This is a genomic window from Mesorhizobium sp. M1409, assembly GCF_040317535.1.
In the GTDB taxonomy this organism is placed as follows: domain Bacteria; phylum Pseudomonadota; class Alphaproteobacteria; order Rhizobiales; family Rhizobiaceae; genus Mesorhizobium.
Genome location: NZ_JAMYKV010000079.1, coordinates 1 through 21106 on the forward strand (window position 1 = coordinate 1; position 21106 = coordinate 21106).

Consider the following 21106-nt stretch of genomic DNA (forward strand, 5'->3'; position numbering starts at 1 on the left):
TGCCGATCGCCATGGAAGAGAAGCTGCGCTTCGCCATCCGTGAAGGCGGCCGCACCGTCGGTGCCGGCATCGTCGTCACCATCAAGGAATAACCGATACCGGCCTGTGCCGGTCGGGTTCGAAACGGAAAGGGCGGTCCTCGGGGCCGCCCTTTTCTTTTGCCTGGCGATTGGGTGTTCGCCTTGTCGACCGGACCCTGTTGCAAGCCTTTGGACCTCGTCTAGTATAGGTTGCATCAAGGGGCTTTTTTCCAATGGTTCCAGGGCGCCTTTTCCATCGTCGGGCAGTGTGGTCGCTGCGGCTGATCTGCCTGCTGGCGTTGCTTGTCACCGGACGTGCCTTTGCGACGGATACGGCCCCGGATCTCGGTCCGACAATGCGATTCGGTATTGTCCGCGGCAATGCACCGGGGTGCGAGCCGATCTGTCCGGAATGGATCTCGGCGGAAGGCTCGATAGAAGCTGGAACGCCGGCTTTGTTCAAACGCATGCTGAAGACGCTTGGCGGGCGAAAACTGCCGATCGTCGTCGATTCTCCCGGCGGCAATGTCGAGGCGGCGCTGACGCTTGGCCGGCTGATCCGCAAGAACAAGCTCGATATCGCCATCGGCAAGACAGTGTTCTCCGGTTGCCAGCCCGACGCGAATGGTTGCCAGGACCGTGACAAGAATGGCGTCCGCTACTTTGGCAGTGTCCTTGCCTATGGCGCCATGTGCAATTCCGCCTGTCCGTTGATGTTTGCCGGTGGCGTCCGGCGGGTAGCGGGCGAATGGACCTATCTCGGCGTCCATCAGATCACCACGACCTACATCCGCACGAAACTGCAATACCGGACCACCTACCGCATCGTGGGGGGCAAGAAGAAGGTCCTCAACACAAGGATCGTCAGCCGCAAGAACGCCGGCAGCTACAAGACCTACGAGATGAGCAAGGCGGTGGAGAAAAAGCTGGCGACCTATCTCAACGAGATGGGCATCGAACAAAGCGTGCTCGAAACGATGAAGAGTACGCCGGCCAGCGAAATCCACCAGATCGCCCTCGACGACATGCTGACGATGAAATTGGTCACCAGTGTGGATGCCGTGGACCTGTTGACCGCCGCGAGCCTGTGCAGGCCGGATCGATTGGCCGCGAATTGCCTGGAAATACCGGGGAATAAGCCCGATGGCCTGACGACCGCGGCCAAGCCTGCTCCGCTGCCGGCCGGGCCCGAGGGTGTGCAGCGCGATGAAGACATGCGCTTCGTCGTGGTTCGCGGCAGCAACCCGCTCTGCAATCCGGATTGCCCGGAATGGATCTCGGCGGAAGGCGTGATCACGCCTCGGACCCCGCGGAGGCTGCGCCAGTTGCTCGCCACGCTTGGCGACCGGCTGCTGCCTGTCGTGCTCAGCTCAAAGGGTGGCGACCTGCTTGGCGCTCTGGCGGCGGGACGGCTTATCCATCAAAGGAAGCTCGACGTCGCCGTTGGCCGCACCGATTTCGTCGACTGTGACCCGGGAGAGTGGAGTTGCCTGGCCAAGGAGGGCGCCTATGCCGGGCTGAGTATCGATGCGGGAGTGGAGTGCGGTTCGGCCTGTGCGCTCATGCTTGCCGGCGGCGTGAGACGGCTTGTCGGTCCCCGTGCGCGGCTTAGCCTGTACCCGATGGGGCAAATGCGGGTGGTCAAGGCCTATCTCGAGGAGATGGGGATCGATCCCGCTCTATTCACGGCGATCGAGGGGCGCTCGGTCGAGCGGCAGCTGGAACCCGGCACGATGCTGAGGCTCGGGCTGACGACGAGCCCGCAATCGGTCGACGCGCTGACCGGTGCCACCATCTGCGACGGGGTGCCGAAACCGCGGAATTGCCGGATCCGGCCTTCCGCCAATGCCGAGGCTGACGCGCCCGCCAAACTGTAGAGCGGCAACGTCGGAGACTGACCATCGAGGCAGGTTGAGCCATTCTCGATTTTGCCGCTATCGTCGCTGCTGCCGGCGCCGGGGCCGGCGGAGGATCGAGAATGAGCCAGGATATCCCGACACTCTACGAATGGGCCGGCGGCAGCGAGGCGTTGAACCGGCTGACCCAGATTTTCTACGACAAGGTGGCGCAGGATCCGATCGTCGGGCCGGTATTCAAGGCCATGTCGCCGGATCATCCCGCCCATGTCGCGGCCTTCATCGGCGAGGTTTTCGGCGGACCGAAAACCTACAGCGAGCAATTTGGCGGCCACCGCGAGATGGTCACGCATCATCTGGGCAAGCATCTGACCGAGGAGCAGCGCCGCCGCTGGATCAACCTCCTGGCCGACGCCGCCGACGCGGTCGCCCTGCCTGACGATCCGGAATTTCGTTCGGCCTTCATGGGCTATGTCGAATGGGGATCGCGGCTGGCCAAGATGAACTCCAATCTCGGCGAAACTTGCGATCCTCAGACGGAACGGATGCCGGCCTGGGGCTGGGGTGTGCCGGGCGGGCCGTATCGGCCACCGGGTCCAAAGTAGCTTTCGGTCGCCACGGGAGTCTCGGAGCAATGCCGAGAAATTTCAAGATCGTGCGCTGGCGCGAGTGGGAAGGCCTCGGCCTCGAACATCTGGTGCTGAGGGGAACGGGGTTATGGCGCGTTTGCTTGCAAACCACTCTTTACAGAGCGAGCGGAAGCTTTTAGGAAGCGCCTGCTGCGCCGATATGCGCACGTACGGGCATAGCTCAGTTGGTAGAGCGGCGGTCTCCAAAACCGCAGGTCGTAGGTTCGAGCCCTGCTGCCCGTGCCATTTCTCGAAATGGCGTTTCAAAACGATATTTCTGCGGTCTGCCCTTTGAAAATCGGCGACCCGCTTGCCATATCAGCTCGCTTGGGGCATAATGGCCTCATAGCCGGGACGGAACGACTGGATGGTTCCGATGCGGCGTTTGGTCATAAAGCGGACACTTGCCACTTGCGTGGATCAAGAATCGGTTTTATGTAGACGAAACAGACACGCGACGCGTGGAGCTGGGAAGCCGGCTTTACGCGTCTGATTTGCATGGGCGAATTGATTGCGCTGATTCGGCGCAAGATTGGGCTCAGGCGGCACGTCCCGGCCAGCGGGATCATCCAGGAGACCCGGCCAACGGGTCTTGAAGACAGAGCGGCATATGGCTTCGAAAACCACAAATCCTTTCGTCTTTCTCCAGCAGGTTCGCGCGGAGACCGCCAAGGTGACTTGGCCGTCGCGGCGCGAAACGATGATCTCGACGGTCATGGTCCTGGCTTTCGCTGTGATCGCGATGGTCTTTTTCTTCACCGCTGATCAGCTCATGGGCCTCGCGGTCGAACAGATTCTGGGCATCGGACGCTAAGTCCGGCGATTACGGAGAAGTCTTGAAATGACCGCGCGCTGGTACATCGTCCACGCCTATTCGAACTTTGAAAAGAAGGTCGCCGAGGACATCGAGAACAAGGCCAAGCAGAAGGGCCTGTCCGCCGATATCCACCAGATCGTGGTGCCGACCGAGAAGGTCGTCGAGATTCGTCGCGGCCGCAAGGTCGATGCCGAGCGCAAGTTCTTCCCGGGCTATGTGCTCCTGAAGGCCAACCTGACCGACGCTGTGTTCTCGCTGGTCAAGAACACGCCGAAGGTCACCGGCTTCCTGGGTGACTCCAAGCCGGTGCCGATCACCGAGGCGGAAGCCCAGCGCATCCTGAACCAGGTGCAGGAAGGCGTCGAGCGGCCCAAGCCCTCGGTCACGTTCGAGATCGGCGAGGCGATCCGCGTTTCGGATGGTCCCTTCGCGTCGTTCAACGGTTTCGTCCAGGAAGTGGACGAGGAGCGGGCGCGGCTCAAGGTGGAAGTTTCGATCTTCGGGCGCGCCGTGCCTGTCGATCTGGAATTCGGACAGGTCGAAAAGGGCTGATCCGAAATCCTGCCGCCAAGCGCGGCAGGGAAGAGCGGCGCGGAGATCGCGCGGCTCTTGAGAACGGTGGGAGACGAGTGCGGCTTTAGCCGGCCGCATGGATCGCACCACCAGACTGCAACCGCCGGCACTTTCCCGTTCATGGGAGCCGGCATAGACAAAGGCAGGAAAAGAGATGGCTAAGAAAATTGCAGGCCAGCTCAAGCTCCAGGTCAAAGCGGGATCGGCCACGCCGTCTCCCCCGATCGGCCCGGCGCTTGGTCAGCGTGGCATCAACATCATGGAGTTCTGCAAGGCGTTCAACGCGCAGACCCAGGAAATGGAAAAGGGATCGCCGGTTCCGGTCGTCATCACCTACTACCAGGACAAGTCCTTCACCTTCGTCATGAAGACGGCGCCGGTGAGCTACTTCCTGAAGAAGGCGGCTAACCTGACGTCTGGTTCCAAGGAGCCGGGCAAGGTCAAGGCCGGTACGGTTTCGCGTGACAAGGTCCGCGAGATCGCCACCGCGAAGATGAAGGATCTGAACGCAAACGACGTCGAAGCGGCCATGCGCATGGTCGAGGGCTCCGCCCGCTCGATGGGTCTGGAAGTGGTGGGCTAAGATCATGGCAAAGATTGCAAAGCGTGTATCGAAGACCCGCGAAGGCATCGATCCCAACAAGGCTTACGCCCTGGGTGATGCACTGAAGCTGCTCAAGGACCGTTCCTCGGTCAAGTTCGACGAGACCATCGAAGTCGCCATGAACCTCGGCGTCGACCCGCGCCACGCCGACCAGATGGTCCGCGGCGTGGTCAATCTGCCGAACGGCACCGGCCGCTCGGTGCGCGTCGCTGTGTTCGCACGCGGCGACAAGGCTGACGAAGCGCGCGCCGCCGGCGCCGACATCGTCGGTGCCGAGGATCTGGTCGACATCGTCCAGAAGGGCACGATCGATTTCGATCGCTGCATCGCGACGCCGGACATGATGCCGCTCGTCGGCCGTCTGGGCAAAGTGCTCGGCCCGCGCGGCATGATGCCGAACCCGAAGGTCGGCACCGTAACCACCGACGTTGCCGCCGCCGTCAAGGCATCGAAGGGCGGCGCTGTCGAGTTCCGCGTCGAGAAGGCCGGCATCGTTCATGCCGGCGTCGGCAAGGTCTCGTTCGAGGTCAAGGCCCTGGAAGAGAACATCCGCGCCTTCGCCGACGCCGTGACCAAGGCAAAGCCGGCTGGCGCCAAGGGCAACTACGTCAAGAAGGTGTCGGTCACCTCGACGATGGGCCCGGGCCTCAAGCTCGACGTCGCGACGCTCACAGCGTCCTGATACGAACATTCGGATCGGCCGCTAAAGGGCTGATCCGCAAGTGAATTCCGGGCCTCCGACTCGTCGGCGGCCCGGTACCGGAAACCGAGAGGTTTCCGGACATCCTGTCCGAGATTGCAGGCGGCCCAGAAGCCTTAATTCGATTTGGGCCTGCATGAGACGGGTGAAGACCGGACAACGGAGCGATTGCTCCAATGAAAGGTTCGAACCGTGTTTGCCTTTTGTCTGCGCATCGTCCGGCTTGCCGGCCGGTGTGGCGAAAGGGGGCAGGATCCTCGAGCGTCGTTCGGGAGATCCGTTACTGGATGGCCCGGCCGACAAAGGCAACCCGACGCCTGTCCCCGTTAATGGGGCAGGGGTCAACTGGAGATAGGCAGTGGACAGAGCGGAAAAACGCGAACTCGTCACGGGCCTGAACGGTGCGTTCTCGAACGCAGGTTCAGTGGTCGTGGCCCACTACGCCGGTATCACCGTCGCGCAAATGAACGACCTTCGGTCGAAAATGCGCGCCGCCGGTGGCACCGTCAAAGTCGCGAAGAACCGTCTCGCCAAAATCGCTCTTCAGGGCACGGACTCCGCATCGATCATCGAGCTGTTCAAGGGACAGACGCTGATTGCTTATTCGGAGGATCCGATTGCGGCGCCGAAGGTCGCGTCCGATTTCGCCAAGGGAAATGACAAGCTTGTCATTCTCGGCGGCGCAATGGGCACCACCTCGCTCAACGCCGACGGTGTGAAGGCACTCGCCACACTTCCGTCGCTCGATGAGCTGCGCGCCAGGCTGGTTGGCATGATCGCCACGCCGGCAACCCGGATCGCCCAGATCGTCAATGCGCCAGCGGCTTCGGTCGCGCGCGTCATCGGCGCTTACGCCCGGAAGGACGAGGCGGCATGAGGCCGTTCCTCGCTATCACAAACACACGTTCGAACCTTATGAAGGAATACAACAATGGCTGATCTCGCAAAGATCGTAGACGACCTTTCGAAGCTGACCGTCCTCGAGGCGGCCGAGCTGTCGAAGCTTCTGGAAGAAAAGTGGGGCGTTTCCGCCGCTGCTCCGGTGGCTGTTGCCGCCGCTGGCGGTGGTGCGGCCGCTGCTGCTCCGGTCGAGGAAAAGACGGAATTCGACGTCGTCCTCACCGAGGCAGGCGCTCAGAAGATCAACGTCATCAAGGAAGTCCGCGCCATCACCGGTCTTGGCCTCAAGGAAGCCAAGGATCTGGTTGAAGCGGCTCCGAAGCCGGTCAAGGAAGCCGTTTCCAAGGCCGACGCTGACAAGTTCAAGGCCCAGCTGGAAGCAGCCGGCGCCAAGGTCGAACTGAAGTAAGCGTAAAAGCGGCGGACGGCCTCGCGCCGTCCGCCACTCCCTTCGCCTGGAAGGGAGCATGCGTAACGCGAGACGTACGAGAACCTCTTTCCTGAGGGCCGAAACCGGCCTTCAGGAAACGGGTTTTCTCCCGTTCTAACCGGCCGCCGACAGGCGCCGGGAAAACAGACAGAGGGTTGCCGCCAAGGTGGCCCAGCATGCAAGGCGAGCCGCGGCGAGGCTCGTCCCGAGTTTTGAGCTAAGGAGCGACGATGGCCCAGACCCAGACTTTCAATGGCCGCAGACGCGTACGCAAGTTCTTCGGAAAGATTCCGGAAGTTGCGGAGATGCCGAACCTGATCGAGGTTCAGAAGGCATCCTATGACCAGTTCCTGATGGTCGCGGAGCCCAAGGGCGGGCGTCCGGACGAGGGACTGCAGGCAGTTTTCAAGTCGGTCTTCCCGATCTCCGATTTTTCCGGCTCCTCGATGCTGGAGTTCGTGAAGTACGAGTTCGAAGGACCGAAATTCGACGTTGACGAATGCCGTCAGCGCGACCTCACCTATGCCGCGCCGCTCAAGGTGACGCTGCGCCTCATCGTGTTCGATATCGACGAGGATACCGGCGCCAAGTCCATCAAGGACATCAAGGAGCAGGACGTCTACATGGGCGACATGCCGCTCATGACCCTGAACGGCACCTTCATCGTCAACGGCACCGAGCGCGTCATCGTCTCGCAGATGCACCGCTCGCCGGGCGTCTTCTTCGACCATGACAAAGGCAAGTCGCACTCGTCGGGCAAGCTTCTGTTTGCCGCGCGCGTCATCCCCTATCGCGGTTCGTGGCTCGACATCGAGTTCGATTCCAAGGACGTCGTGCACGCCCGCATCGATCGTCGCCGCAAGATCCCGGTGACGTCGCTGCTGATGGCGCTCGGCATGGACGGCGAAGAGATCCTGTCGACCTTCTACAACAAGATCACCTACAAGCGCGCCGGCGACCATTGGCGCATTCCGTTCAACGTCGAGCGTTTCCGCGGCCTCAAGGCTGTCGGCGACCTGGTCGATGCCGATACGGGCGAGGTCGTCGTCGAAGCCGGCAAGAAGATCACCGCACGCCAGGCAAGGGCGCTCGGCGAAAAGGGTCTCAAGGCGATCAAGGCGACGGACGAGGATCTGCTCGGCAACTACCTGGCCGAGGACATCGTCAACTTCGCCACCGGCGAGATCTTCCTCGAAGCCGGCGACGAGATCGACGAGAAGACGCTGAAGGTTCTGCTCGGCACCGGCGAAGACGAGATCAAGGTTCTCGACATCGACCACGTCAATGTCGGCGCCTATATCCGCAACACGCTCAACGTCGACAAGAACGAGAGCCGCCAGGACGCGCTGTTCGACATCTATCGTGTCATGCGTCCCGGCGAGCCGCCGACGCTCGAGACCGCCGAAGCCATGTTCAACTCGCTGTTCTTCGACAGCGAGCGCTATGATCTGTCGGCCGTCGGCCGCGTCAAGATGAACATGCGCCTCGAGCTCAAGGCCGAGGACACCGTGCGCGTGCTGCGCAAGGACGACATCCTGGCCGTGGTCAGGACGCTGGTCGAACTGCGTGACGGCAAGGGCGAAATCGACGACATCGACAATCTCGGCAACCGTCGCGTGCGTTCGGTCGGCGAGCTGATGGAAAACCAGTACCGCGTCGGCCTGCTGCGCATGGAGCGCGCGATCAAGGAGCGTATGTCCTCGATCGAGATCGACACGGTCATGCCGCAGGATCTGATCAACGCCAAGCCGGCGGCCGCCGCCGTGCGCGAGTTCTTCGGTTCCTCGCAGCTGTCGCAGTTCATGGACCAGACCAACCCGCTGTCGGAGATCACCCACAAGCGCCGCCTCTCGGCGCTTGGACCGGGCGGTCTGACCCGCGAGCGCGCCGGCTTCGAAGTGCGCGACGTGCACCCGACGCATTACGGCCGCATCTGCCCGATCGAGACGCCGGAAGGCCCGAATATCGGTCTGATCAACTCGCTGGCCACCTTCGCGCGCGTCAACAAGTACGGCTTTATCGAGAGCCCGTACCGCAAGATCGTCGACGGCAAGCTGACCAATGAAGTCGTCTATCTCTCGGCGATGGAAGAGGCCAAGCACCATGTCGCGCAGGCCAACGCCGAGCTCGACAAGAACGGTGGTTTCGTCGACGAATTCGTCATTTGCCGCAGCGCCGGCGAAGTGATGATGGCGCCGCGCGAAAACGTCGATCTGATGGACGTTTCGCCCAAGCAGATGGTGTCGGTTGCCGCGGCCCTGATCCCGTTCCTGGAAAACGACGACGCCAACCGCGCCCTGATGGGCTCGAACATGCAGCGTCAGGCCGTGCCGCTGGTGCGCGCCGAGGCGCCGTTCGTCGGCACCGGCATGGAGCCGATCGTCGCCCGTGACTCGGGCGCCGCCATCGGCGCCCGCCGCGGCGGCATCGTCGACCAGGTCGACGCGACGCGTATCGTCATCCGCGCCACCGAGGATCTCGATCCGGGCAAGTCCGGCGTCGATATCTACCGGCTGATGAAGTTCCAGCGTTCGAACCAGAACACCTGCATCAACCAGCGTCCGCTGGTTCGTATGGGCGACCGGGTCAACAAGGGCGACATCATCGCCGACGGTCCGTCGACCGAGCTCGGTGATCTGGCACTCGGCCGCAACGTGCTGGTCGCATTCATGCCGTGGAACGGCTACAACTACGAGGACTCGATCCTCCTGTCCGAACGCATCGTCGCCGATGACGTCTTCACCTCGATCCACATCGAGGAGTTCGAGGTCATGGCGCGCGATACCAAGCTCGGGCCGGAGGAAATCACGCGCGATATCCCGAACGTCTCGGAAGAAGCGCTGAAGAACCTCGACGAAGCCGGCATCGTCTACATCGGTGCCGAAGTTCAGCCGGGTGATATCCTGGTCGGCAAGATCACGCCGAAGGGCGAAAGCCCGATGACGCCGGAAGAAAAGCTTCTGCGCGCCATCTTCGGCGAAAAGGCATCCGATGTGCGCGACACCTCGATGCGCATGCCTCCGGGCACTTTCGGCACCGTCGTCGAGGTGCGCGTCTTCAATCGCCACGGTGTGGAGAAGGACGAGCGCGCCATGGCGATCGAGCGCGAGGAGATCGAACGCCTCGCCAAGGACCGCGACGACGAGCAGGCCATTCTGGACCGCAACGTCTACGCGCGTCTTTCCGACGTGCTCGTCGGCAAGGAAGCGATCGCTGGACCGAAGGGCTTCAAGAAGGGCTCGACGCTGTCCAAGGATACGCTCGACGAGTATCCGCGTTCGCAGTGGTGGCAGTTTGCCGTGGAGAACGAAAAGCTCCAGAGCGAACTCGAAGCCCTGCGTGGCCAGTACGACGACTCCAAGAAGGCGCTCGAACAGCGTTTCATGGACAAGGTCGAGAAGGTCCAGCGCGGCGATGAAATGCCTCCTGGCGTCATGAAGATGGTCAAGGTCTTCGTGGCCGTGAAGCGCAAGATGCAGCCCGGCGACAAGATGGCCGGCCGTCACGGCAACAAGGGTGTCGTGTCGCGGATCGTTCCGGTCGAGGACATGCCTTTCCTCGAGGACGGCACGCATGCCGATATCGTGCTCAACCCGCTGGGTGTGCCGAGCCGCATGAATGTCGGCCAGATCCTGGAAACGCATCTGGGCTGGGCATGCGCGGGCATGGGCAGGAAGATCGGCGAGCTGATCGACGCGTACAAGGTGGCGGGCGATATCAAGCCGCTGCGCAAGACGCTCGAAAGCTTCATCCCGGCCAACGACCGCAACGAGCCGGTTCGCGAGTATGACGACGAGAGCATCGTTCGCCTCAGCGAGCAGATGCGCCGCGGCGTTTCGATCGCGACCCCGGTGTTCGACGGCGCGCATGAGGCTGACATCAACATCATGCTGGAGCAGGCGGGCCTGCACACCAGCGGTCAGTCGCAGCTCTATGACGGACGCACCGGCGAGCCGTTCGATCGCAAGGTGACGATGGGCTACATATATATGCTCAAGCTTCACCATCTCGTGGACGACAAGATCCACGCGCGTTCGATCGGTCCGTACTCGCTCGTCACCCAGCAGCCGCTGGGCGGCAAGGCGCAGTTCGGTGGCCAGCGCTTCGGCGAGATGGAGGTCTGGGCGCTCGAAGCATACGGCGCCGCCTACACGCTGCAGGAAATGCTGACGGTGAAGTCGGACGACGTCGCCGGCCGCACCAAGGTCTACGAGGCGATCGTCCGTGGCGACGACACCTTCGAGGCCGGCATTCCGGAGAGCTTCAACGTTCTCGTCAAGGAAATGCGGTCTCTCGGCCTCAATGTCGAGCTTGAGAACACCAAGCTCGACGACAACCCGATCCGGCTGCCCGACGCGGCCGAGTAAGAAAGACATCCGGTCGCGGGCTGCCGCGACCGGATGCACCAAATTCTTCGGCCAGTGGCCGACAAGACGGCGGGCGTTTGGCTCGCGACTAGATGCAAGGGGTTTTCGAGGACCCCGAAAAGGAGAACGGCATGAACCAAGAGGTCATGAATCTCTTCAATCCGCAGGCGCCTGCGCAGGTGTTCGATTCCATCCGGATATCGCTTGCCAGCCCTGAGAAGATTCTGTCCTGGTCTTTCGGCGAGATCAAGAAGCCGGAGACCATCAACTACCGCACCTTCAAGCCGGAGCGTGACGGTCTGTTCTGCGCGCGCATTTTTGGCCCGATCAAGGACTATGAGTGCCTGTGCGGCAAGTACAAGCGCATGAAATACAAGGGCGTCATCTGCGAGAAGTGCGGCGTCGAAGTCACGCTGTCGCGCGTTCGCCGCGAGCGCATGGGCCACATCGAGTTGGCGGCACCGGTCGCCCATATCTGGTTCCTGAAGTCGCTGCCGTCGCGCATCGGCACGCTGCTCGACATGACCCTGAAGGACATCGAGCGCGTCCTTTATTTCGAGAACTACATCGTCACCGAACCTGGCCTCACCGCGCTGAAGGAGCACCAGTTGCTCAGCGAGGAAGAGTACATGATCGCCGTCGACGAGTATGGCGAGGATTCGTTCACCGCCATGATCGGCGCCGAGGCCATTCATGACCTCCTGGCCGGCATGGACCTGGAGAAGATCGCCGGCGACCTGCGTTCGGAACTGGCTTCGACCACCTCCGAGCTGAAGCAGAAGAAGTATCTGAAGCGGCTCAAGGTCGTCGAGAACTTCATGGAATCCGGCAACCGTCCGGAATGGATGATCATGAAGGTGGTCCCGGTGATCCCGCCGGACCTGCGCCCGCTCGTCCCGCTGGACGGCGGTCGCTTCGCCACGTCGGATCTGAACGACCTCTATCGCCGCGTCATCAACCGCAACAACCGTCTGAAGCGGCTGATCGAGCTGCGCGCCCCCGGCATCATCGTGCGCAACGAAAAGCGCATGCTGCAGGAAGCCGTCGATGCACTGTTCGACAACGGCCGTCGCGGCCGCGTCATCACCGGCGCCAACAAACGTCCGCTGAAGTCGCTGTCCGACATGCTCAAGGGCAAGCAGGGCCGGTTCCGCCAGAACCTGCTCGGCAAGCGCGTCGACTATTCCGGCCGCTCGGTCATCGTGACCGGTCCGGAGCTCAAGCTGCACCAGTGCGGCCTGCCCAAGAAGATGGCGCTCGAACTGTTCAAGCCCTTCATCTACGCCCGTCTCGACGCCAAGGGTTACTCCTCGACCGTCAAGCAGGCGAAGAAGCTGGTCGAGAAGGAGCGTCCAGAAGTCTGGGATATCCTCGACGAGGTCATCCGCGAGCATCCGGTGCTGTTGAACCGTGCGCCGACGCTGCACCGTCTCGGCATCCAGGCGTTCGAGCCGATCCTGATCGAAGGCAAGGCGATCCAGCTGCACCCGCTGGTCTGCACGGCCTTCAACGCCGACTTCGACGGCGACCAGATGGCCGTTCACGTGCCGCTGTCGCTGGAAGCGCAGCTTGAAGCCCGCGTGCTGATGATGTCGACCAACAACATCCTGCACCCGGCTTCCGGCGCGCCGATCATCGTGCCGTCGCAGGACATGGTTCTCGGTCTCTACTATCTCTCGATCGTCAACCAGAACGAGCCGGGCGAGGGCATGGTGTTTGCCGACATGGGCGAACTCCAGCACGCGCTCGAGACCAAGGCGGTGACGCTGCACTCCAAGATCAAGGGTCGTTTCCGCACGGTCGACGCCGAAGGCAAGGTCGTGTCGAAGATCCATGACACCACCCCTGGCCGCATGATCATCGGCGAGCTTCTGCCGAAGAACGTCAACGTGCCTTATGAGACCGCCAACCAGGAGATGACCAAGAAGAACATCTCCAAGATGATCGACACCGTCTACCGCCACTGCGGTCAGAAGGAGACGGTCATTTTCTGCGATCGCATCATGGCGCTCGGCTTCAGCCATGCCTGCCGTGCCGGCATTTCGTTCGGCAAGGACGACATGCTGATCCCGGATGCCAAGATCAAGCTGGTCTCCGATACCGAGGCTTTGGCCAAGGAATACGAGCAGCAGTACAATGACGGTCTGATCACGCAGGGCGAGAAGTACAACAAGGTCGTGGACGCCTGGGCCAAGTGCTCGGAAAAGGTCGCCGACGAAATGATGGCCCGCATCAAGGCGGTCGAGTTCGAGGACAATGGCCGTCAAAAGCCGATGAACTCGATCTATATGATGTCGCACTCCGGTGCGCGTGGCTCGCCCACCCAGATGCGTCAGCTCGCCGGCATGCGCGGCCTTATGGCCAAGCCGTCGGGTGAAATCATCGAGACGCCGATCATCTCGAACTTCAAGGAAGGCCTGACCGTGCTCGAGTACTTCAACTCGACCCACGGCGCCCGCAAGGGTCTGGCCGACACCGCCTTGAAGACGGCGAACTCGGGTTACCTCACCCGTCGTCTGGTCGACGTGGCGCAGGACTGCATCGTCAACTCCGTCGACTGCGGCACCGACAAGGGCCTCACCATGCAGCCGATCGTCGATGCCGGTCAGGTCGTCGCTTCGGTCGGCCAGCGCGTGCTGGGTCGTACGTCGCTCGACGACATCACCCATCCGGTGTCGGGCGAGATCCTGGTCAAGGCCGGAACGCTGATGGACGAGCGTGACGTGGAACAGATCGAAAAGGCCGGCGTCCAGTCGGTTCGCATTCGCTCGGCACTGACTTGCGAAGTCAGGGTTGGCGTCTGCGCGGTCTGCTACGGTCGCGATCTGGCCCGCGGCACCCCGGTCAACCAGGGTGAAGCAGTCGGCGTCATCGCGGCGCAGTCGATCGGCGAGCCGGGTACCCAGCTCACCATGCGTACCTTCCACATGGGCGGTACGGCACAGGTGGTGGATAGCTCGTTCCTTGAAGCCTCCTATGAGGGCAAGGTCGAGATCCGCAACCGCAACGTGGTGCGCAACTCCGACGGCCAGCAGATGGTCATGGGCCGCAACATGGCGGTGCTGATCCTCGACGAAGCCGGCAAGGAGCGCGCCTCGCACCGCCTCACCTATGGTTCGCGCATCTTCGTGGACGATGGTGACAAGGTGAAGCGCGGCCAGCGTATCGCCGAGTGGGATCCCTACACCCGCCCGGTCCTCACCGAAATCGAGGGCAGGGTATCGTACGAGGATCTGGTCGACGGCATTTCCGTTCAGGAAACCGCCGACGAGTCGACCGGCATCACCAAGCGTGAGGTCATCGACTGGCGCTCGACGCCACGCGGCAACGACCTGAAGCCGGCGATTGCCATCCAGGACGCCAAGGGCAAGGTCGGCAAGCTGTCCAAGGGTGGCGACGCCCGCTTCCTGCTCTCGGTCGAGGCCATTCTTTCGGTCGAGCCGGGCTCGCAGGTTCGGCCCGGCGACGTGCTGGCGCGTATCCCGATGGAAAGCGCCAAGACCAAGGACATCACCGGCGGTCTGCCGCGTGTTGCCGAACTGTTCGAGGCACGTCGTCCGAAGGATCACGCCATCATCGCCGAGATCGACGGTACGATCCGCTTCGGCCGCGACTACAAGAACAAGCGTCGCATCATCATCGAGCCGCATGACTCGACGCTTGAGCCGGTCGAATACCTGATCCCGAAGGGCAAGCCGTTCCATCTCCAGGACGGCGACGTCATCGAGAAGGGCGACTACATCCTCGACGGCAATCCGGCGCCGCACGACATCCTGGCGATCAAGGGCGTGGAGGCACTTGCTTCCTACCTCGTCAACGAAATCCAGGAAGTCTACCGTCTGCAGGGCGTGTCGATCAACGACAAGCACATCGAGGTGATCGTTCGCCAGATGCTGCAGAAGGTCGAGATCACGGTGCAGGGCGACTCGACCTACATTCCAGGCGATCATGTCGACGTGATCGAACTGGAAGAGGTCAACGAGCGTCTGGTCGAGGACGGCAAGAAGCCGGCCGAAGGCCTGCCGGTGCTGCTCGGCATCACCAAGGCATCGCTGCAGACGCCGTCCTTCATCTCGGCCGCCTCCTTCCAGGAGACGACCCGGGTGCTGACGGAAGCTGCGGTTGCCGGCAAGACCGACATGCTGCAGGGACTGAAGGAAAACGTCATCGTCGGCCGGCTTATCCCGGCCGGCACCGGCGGCACGATGAGCCAGATCCGGCGCATCGCCACCTCGCGCGACGAACTGATCATCGACGAGCGCCGCAAGGCCTCCGGTGTGGAAGTCGCCGAGCCAATGCTGGCCGACATGACAAACGCCGCGCAGTAAGCACGGAAGACGGGAAGAAGGAAAAGGGGCCAAGTGGCCCCTTTTCGCGTTTTGGGTTCCGCATCGGATCGGAGAAAAATAATGAGCAAGACGAGCTGGGCGGCAGTCGACGACTACATCGTCGGTTCCCTGTTTGAGGCGGACCCCGTCCTGGATGCCGTTCTGGCGGCCAACCACGACCACGGCCTGCCGGCGATCGACGTGTCGCCGGCGCAAGGCAAGCTGCTTTCACTTCTTGTGCGCATACAGGGAGCGAAGAAGGTTCTCGAGATCGGCACGCTGGGCGGCTATTCGACCGTCTGGATGGCGCGGGCGCTGCCTGTCGATGGCAAGATCGTGACGCTTGAGCTCGATCCGCTCCACGCCGACGTCGCGCAATCGAATTTCGAGCGGGCAGGCGTCTCGGAGCGTGTGGAACTGCGGGTCGGGCCTGCCCTTCAGTCGCTTGCCGCGCTGGGTGCCGAGAATGCCGGACCGTTTGACCTCGTCTTCATCGACGCCGACAAGCCGAACAACCCGCATTATCTATCCTGGGCCATGCGGCTTTCGAGGCCGGGAACCGTGATCATCTGCGACAACGTCATACGCGACGGTGCTGTGCTCGATCAGGGTGGCCGTGATCCCAATGTAGAAGGCGCACGCGCCGCATTCTCGTTCATTGGCGGCGAGAAGCATCTGGACGGCACCGGCATCCAGACCGTTGGCGCGAAGGGCTATGACGGCTTTGCCATCGCGATCGTCAATTGACAGCCGATAGGCGAACAGCCAAGCCGTCCCTGTTCAATCGAAGAAGGCCTCGACCACGTTGCGCTTGCCGAGCATGAACGCATCGGCGACATGCTGGAGCGGCGCCAGGTCGACATCGGAAACGCCGGCTCGCACGATCTCGGCGAAGCGCTTGTAGAGCATCGGGTACTCGGCCTCCGGCACGTCATGAACCACCTTGCCGTCGACCGCGAGCTTGGAGCCGCCGCCCGACAGCACCATGGCGCCCTTGTCGGTGTCGGCCAGGATGTCCCAGCTTTGCGGGCCTGTCTGCAGCCAGTCGAGGTCCATCGTCACCGGCAAGCCATTCGAAGTGCGGAAGGAGACGCGCGCGGCAACCGGGGATGCGCGGTTTTCGGGAAAATCGAGTATTGCCGAAGTGATGAACATCGGCGGCAGGATGTGAGTGGCGATCGATAGCGCGTTGATGCCGGGATCGAAGACGCCAAAACCGCCGGGAGCCCAGATCCATTCCTGGTTCGGGTGCCAGCGGCGCACGTCTTCCTTCCAGTTGATGGCGGCCGAGCTGATGCGCGCCGAGCTCAGGAAGGCGCGCGCGGCCTCCACGGCCGGCGCATAGCGCGAGTGCCAGCTGGCGAACAGCGAGACGCTGTTCCGCGCGGCCAATGCCTTGAGGTCCTCGACCTCGCTGACAGTGGCGCCTGGCGGCTTTTCCAGGAAGACATGCTTCTTCGCCTCGAGTGCCGTCCGCGCCGCGTCGTAGCGGAACTGCGGCGGCATGCAAAGCGATACGGCCTCGAGTTCGGGCACCGCATCGAGCATGGATTCGATGGTCGGAAAATTCGGAATGTCATCCACCTTGCCATGCCGGCTGGCGGCCGCGATGAGGCGATAGTCCTGATCCTTCGCCAGGGCCGGCAGATGCTGGTCGCGGACGATCTTGCCGACGCCGACGATGCCAATCTTGATGGGCTGGGACACGGCCGCTCCGTCTGTTGAACAATGGTGATGCTTCTTATCAGAACACTTGCCCCGGGCAAGCCGGCCGACAAGCCCACCCCAGCCCTCCTCGAACCGCCGCGCCGGCGTTCAGGAAGCCCCGATCGCCGATTCGCCTCGATGGCCGATTCGAAAACTGAGCCGAGGCCTGGTTTCAGATCGGCACGTCGAAGGTAACGATCGAAACTTCGCCTTCGAGCGCGCCCTGGAAGGCGGAGATATGCGGCTCTTCATCGGGCACGCCGTCCATGTCGCCTATCTGGTCGAGCTCGGCCTCGGCGTAACCTTCCGCAGCAAGCGATTCGAGTGCCCGGCGCACCGCCGAATCGTCGTCGGGCGCGACCAGCATGACGTGGACGCCTTCCGGTTTGCCGCCCTTTTTCTTCCACACCCGGCCGGTGATGATGGTGACCGGGCGTTCTTCATTGTCGTTCACGGGTCGATTCCTCTTGGCGATGTGTGGGCGGGCGAGGGGGTTCTGTCTGCTCATGCGGCCTTTTCGCATGAAGAAGAGCCGCGCAACAGCGCAAAGCCATTCACTTTGCTAAAGGCTTGGCACTTTCTTCCTCGCCCTTGCAAAATCGCGAAAGAAAATTACATGCGTTTTTCGCATGGCTGCCGAGCCTTGATTGGCGCGCAATATTTAGCGCTCCGGGCTTGACGGTCCGCGGTCTTACGAGTAGAAGCCGCCCAGTCAGAACCGATGTGAGGCTCTCCCTTCCGAAGCGACACGCTTTGGAGCTTGCCTCAAACAGGGTTCGTTTTACGAGCGAAAAGACATTTCCGGCGTGCACGAAGCGGTTCCGCTTCCTCTGCCATTTGTTCGGGCAAGACCGCGAGGCGCGGTTCGTGGCCCGAATTCGCGTATGGAAATGACGCTTTGAGCGGCCCTGACCGGGCGAGACACGGAATTGAGAGACAAGAGGGTTTAATGCCTACCGTCAACCAGCTGATCCGCAAGCCGCGCATTGCGCCGGTGAAGCGCAACAAGGTCCCGGCCATGCAGCAGAACCCGCAGAAGCGGGGCGTCTGCACGCGCGTCTATACAACGACGCCGAAGAAGCCGAACTCGGCGCTGCGCAAGGTGGCCAAGATCCGCCTGACCAATGGTTTTGAAGTGATCGGTTACATCCCCGGCGAAGGCCACAACCTTCAGGAACACTCCGTGGTGATGATCCGCGGCGGCCGCGTCAAGGATCTTCCGGGCGTTCGCTATCACATCATCCGCGGCGTGCTCGACACGCAGGGTGTGAAGAACCGCAAGCAGCGCCGTTCGAAGTACGGCGCCAAGCGCCCGAAGTAAGGCGCTCGAAGTAAGATTTTCCGGCCTTGGCGCTGCTTGAGTGCGTCGGGCTATGAGATTGAGAGACAAAAGCCATGTCGCGTCGTCACAGTGCAGAAAAGCGTGAGATCAATCCGGACCCGAAGTTCGGTGATCTGATCGTCACCAAGTTCATGAACGCCGTCATGTATGACGGTAAGAAGTCGGTTGCCGAGACCATCGTCTACGGCGCTCTCGACCAGGTTCAGTCGAAGACCAAGCAGGAGCCGGTCACCGTCTTCCATCAGGCGCTCGACAATGTCGCGCCGCATGTGGAAGTGCGTTCGCGTCGTGTCGGCGGCGCTACCTATCAGGTTCCGGTCGACGTGCGTCCCGAGCGCCGCCAGGCATTGGCCATTCGCTGGCTGATCGCCGCCGCCCGCAACCGCAACGAGACCACGATGGTCGACCGCCTTTCCGGCGAGCTGATGGATGCGGCCAACAACCGCGGCACCGCCGTCAAGAAGCGTGAAGACACCCACAAGATGGCTGAAGCCAACCGCGCTTTCGCGCACTACCGCTGGTAAAGCGCGAACGAGACTGAGAGGCAGCTACGATGGCCCGCGAATACAAAATCGAAGACTACCGCAATTTCGGTATCATGGCGCATATTGACGCCGGCAAGACGACGACCACCGAGCGCGTCCTCTATTACACGGGCAAGTCGCACAAGATCGGCGAAGTCCACGACGGCGCTGCCACCATGGATTGGATGGAGCAGGAGCAGGAGCGCGGCATCACCATCACGTCCGCCGCGACCACGACCTTCTGGAAGGCTCGTGACGGCAAGATGTACCGCTTCAACATCATCGACACCCCCGGCCACGTCGACTTCACCATCGAAGTTGAGCGTTCGCTGCGCGTTCTCGACGGCGCTATCGCGCTGCTCGATGCCAATGCCGGCGTTGAGCCGCAGACGGAAACCGTCTGGCGTCAGGCCGACAAGTACCGCGTTCCGCGCATGATCTTCTGCAACAAGATGGACAAGATCGGCGCCGACTTCTACCGCTCGGTCGAGATGATCGGTTCGCGTCTCGGTGCGCATGCCGTTGTCATGCAGCTGCCGATCGGCGCCGAGACCGAGTTCAAGGGCGTTGTCGACCTCGTCGAGATGAACGCGCTGGTCTGGCGCGACGAGACGCTGGGCGCTGCCTGGGACATCGTCGAGATCCCGGACGACCTCAAGGCTCGTGCCGAGGAATACCGCGAGAAGATGATCGAGGCCGCCGTCGAAATGGACGAGACGGCGCTTGAGAATTACCTCGAAGGCAAGATGCCGTCGAATGACGAGATCCGCGCGCTGATCCGCAAGGGCACCATCGCGGTGAAGTTCTACCCGATGTTCTGTGGCTCGGCCTTCAAGAACAAGGGCGTGCAGCCGCTGCTCGACGCCGTCGTCGAATATCTGCCGTCGCCGGCCGATGTTCCGGCCATCAAGGGTGTCGATGCCAAGACCGACGCCGAGATCGAGCGTCACGCCGACGACAACGAGCCGCTGTCGATGCTCGCCTTCAAGATCATGAACGACCCATTCGTCGGTTCGCTCACCTTTGCCCGCATCTATTCGGGCAAGCTCACCAAGGGCATCTCGGTCGACAACACCGTGAAGGGCAAGAAGGAGCGCATCGGCCGCATGCTGCAGATGCATGCGAATTCGCGCGCCGACGTTGAAGAGGCTTTTGCCGGCGACATCGTTGCTCTTGCCGGTCTCAAGGACACGACCACCGGCGACACGCTCAGCGATCCGCTGCATCCGGTCATCCTCGAGCGCATGGAATTCCCCGATCCGGTCATCCAGATCGCCATCGAGCCGAAGACCAAGAACGACCAGGAAAAGATGGGCCTCGCCCTTCACCGCCTGGCCGCCGAGGATCCGTCCTTCCGCGTCAAGACCGACGAGGAAAGCGGCCAGACCATCATTTCCGGCATGGGCGAACTTCACCTTGACATCATCGTCGACCGCATGCGTCGCGAGTTCAAGGTCGAGGCCAATGTCGGCGCGCCGCAGGTGGCCTATCGCGAGACGATCACCCGCAGGCACGAGCAGGATTACACGCACAAGAAGCAGACCGGCGGTACCGGTCAGTTCGCCCGCGTCAAGATCGTCTTTGAGCCGAACCCGGACAGCAGCGAGTTCGAGTTCGATACCAAGATCGTCGGCGGCGCCGTGCCGAAGGAATACATCCCCGGTGTCGAAAAGGGCATCAACAGCGTCATGACCTCGGGTCCGTTCGCGGGCTTCCCGATGATCGGCGTCAAGGCGACGCTGATCGACGGCGCTTACCACGATGTCGATTCCAGCGTCCTGGCATTCGAAATCGCCGGCCGCGCCTGCTTCCGTGAAGCTGCACCCAAGCTTGGGGTGCAGCTGCTCGAGCCGATCATGAAGGTCGAAGTTGTGACGCCCGAAGACTACGTCGGCAGCGTCATCGGCGATCTGAACGGCCGTCGTGGCCAGATCCAGGGCCAGGAAGCACGTGGCGTGGCCGTGGTTATCAACGCGATGGTGCCGCTAGCCAACATGTTCAAGTACGTCGACAATTTGCGCTCGATGAGCCAGGGCCGTGCGGCCTACACGATGCAGTTCGATCACTATGAGCCGGTCCCGACGGCGGTGGCTCAGGAAGTCCAGAAGAAATACGCGTAAGGGTTCCTTAGCCACCGGGTCGCGTCCCTTGCGCGGTGCCGGATCTGAAGAGCGAATAACAATTTCCCCCAAGCGGGTAGAATAGACGGAGAACGATTATGGCCAAAGGTAAATTCGAGCGTAACAAGCCTCACGTGAACATCGGCACGATTGGCCACGTCGACCATGGCAAGACGTCGCTGACGGCGG

18 protein-coding genes and 1 tRNA gene are annotated in these 21106 nt (G+C 62.0%); 17 read left to right on the forward strand and 2 right to left on the reverse strand.

Annotated elements, in window-relative coordinates:
• The 13 genes from NKG99_RS33230 to NKG99_RS33290 all read left to right on the forward strand — a co-directional run.
• Positions 1-92: EF-Tu C-terminal domain-related protein (locus NKG99_RS33230; RefSeq protein WP_023785181.1), on the forward strand; the 92-nt coding region annotated here is incomplete at its 5' end.
• Between the two features lie 161 nt (positions 93-253).
• Positions 254-1897, forward strand: a complete 1644-nt coding sequence (locus NKG99_RS33235; RefSeq protein ID WP_352873577.1) for a COG3904 family protein — start codon at positions 254-256, stop codon at positions 1895-1897.
• Between the two features lie 101 nt (positions 1898-1998).
• Positions 1999-2481, forward strand: coding sequence for a group II truncated hemoglobin (locus NKG99_RS33240; RefSeq protein ID WP_352873579.1), 483 nt, complete (start codon positions 1999-2001; stop codon positions 2479-2481).
• Between the two features lie 194 nt (positions 2482-2675).
• Positions 2676-2751: transfer RNA gene (locus tag NKG99_RS33245), tRNA-Trp, on the forward strand.
• Positions 2752-3115: 364 nt separating this feature from the next.
• On the forward strand, positions 3116-3319 hold the full coding sequence (secE, locus tag NKG99_RS33250) for a preprotein translocase subunit SecE (RefSeq protein ID WP_140501618.1): 204 nt from the start codon (positions 3116-3118) through the stop codon (positions 3317-3319).
• A gap of 27 nt (positions 3320-3346) precedes the next feature.
• A complete protein-coding gene (gene nusG, locus NKG99_RS33255) occupies positions 3347-3874 on the forward strand; it encodes a transcription termination/antitermination protein NusG (protein ID WP_352873580.1) in 528 nt (175 codons plus the stop codon).
• 175 nt (positions 3875-4049) lie between these two features.
• Entirely contained in the window at positions 4050-4478 is a 429-nt protein-coding gene (rplK, locus tag NKG99_RS33260; protein WP_013531410.1) for a 50S ribosomal protein L11, read from the forward strand.
• 4 nt (positions 4479-4482) lie between these two features.
• Positions 4483-5181: a 50S ribosomal protein L1 gene (rplA, locus tag NKG99_RS33265; RefSeq protein ID WP_109672641.1), complete on the forward strand. Its 699-nt coding sequence runs from the start codon at positions 4483-4485 to the stop codon at positions 5179-5181.
• 376 nt (positions 5182-5557) lie between these two features.
• Positions 5558-6076 carry a 50S ribosomal protein L10 gene (gene rplJ / locus NKG99_RS33270; RefSeq protein ID WP_013531412.1) on the forward strand — a complete coding sequence of 173 codons (519 nt, stop codon included), beginning with the start codon at positions 5558-5560 and terminating at the stop codon, positions 6074-6076.
• 54 nt (positions 6077-6130) lie between these two features.
• The gene (gene rplL / locus NKG99_RS33275; protein ID WP_027038853.1) at positions 6131-6508 is read left to right on the forward strand and encodes a 50S ribosomal protein L7/L12; all 378 of its coding nucleotides are present in this window, start codon (positions 6131-6133) and stop codon (positions 6506-6508) included.
• A gap of 251 nt (positions 6509-6759) precedes the next feature.
• Complete coding sequence (rpoB, locus tag NKG99_RS33280; RefSeq protein WP_352873582.1) at positions 6760-10896, forward strand: DNA-directed RNA polymerase subunit beta; 4137 nt, start codon at positions 6760-6762, stop codon at positions 10894-10896.
• Positions 10897-11027: 131 nt separating this feature from the next.
• Complete coding sequence (gene rpoC, locus NKG99_RS33285; protein ID WP_352873584.1) at positions 11028-15224, forward strand: DNA-directed RNA polymerase subunit beta'; 4197 nt, start codon at positions 11028-11030, stop codon at positions 15222-15224.
• Positions 15225-15305: 81 nt separating this feature from the next.
• Positions 15306-15971, forward strand: coding sequence for an O-methyltransferase (locus NKG99_RS33290; RefSeq protein WP_352873585.1), 666 nt, complete (start codon positions 15306-15308; stop codon positions 15969-15971).
• Between the two features lie 33 nt (positions 15972-16004).
• Here NKG99_RS33290 and NKG99_RS33295 read toward each other — a convergent pair whose 3' ends face one another.
• Together NKG99_RS33295 and NKG99_RS33300 are read right to left on the reverse strand one after the other, a co-directional pair.
• The gene (locus tag NKG99_RS33295) at positions 16005-16931 is read right to left on the reverse strand and encodes a Gfo/Idh/MocA family protein (RefSeq protein WP_352873586.1); all 927 of its coding nucleotides are present in this window, start codon (positions 16929-16931) and stop codon (positions 16005-16007) included.
• Between the two features lie 172 nt (positions 16932-17103).
• Positions 17104-17385 (reverse strand): transcriptional regulator, encoded by a 282-nt coding sequence (locus tag NKG99_RS33300; RefSeq protein WP_352873587.1) that lies wholly within the window; start codon positions 17383-17385, stop codon positions 17104-17106.
• Positions 17386-17880: 495 nt separating this feature from the next.
• Between NKG99_RS33300 and rpsL the strand changes: the two genes are divergently transcribed.
• The 4 genes from rpsL to NKG99_RS33320 all read left to right on the forward strand — a co-directional run.
• Positions 17881-18252: a 30S ribosomal protein S12 gene (gene rpsL / locus NKG99_RS33305; RefSeq protein WP_006333356.1), complete on the forward strand. Its 372-nt coding sequence runs from the start codon at positions 17881-17883 to the stop codon at positions 18250-18252.
• 74 nt (positions 18253-18326) lie between these two features.
• Entirely contained in the window at positions 18327-18797 is a 471-nt protein-coding gene (rpsG, locus tag NKG99_RS33310; RefSeq protein ID WP_008875664.1) for a 30S ribosomal protein S7, read from the forward strand.
• 29 nt (positions 18798-18826) lie between these two features.
• Positions 18827-20917 (forward strand): elongation factor G, encoded by a 2091-nt coding sequence (gene fusA, locus NKG99_RS33315; protein ID WP_352873590.1) that lies wholly within the window; start codon positions 18827-18829, stop codon positions 20915-20917.
• 98 nt (positions 20918-21015) lie between these two features.
• Positions 21016-21106: GTP-binding protein (locus NKG99_RS33320; RefSeq protein ID WP_032908143.1), on the forward strand; the 91-nt coding region annotated here is incomplete at its 3' end.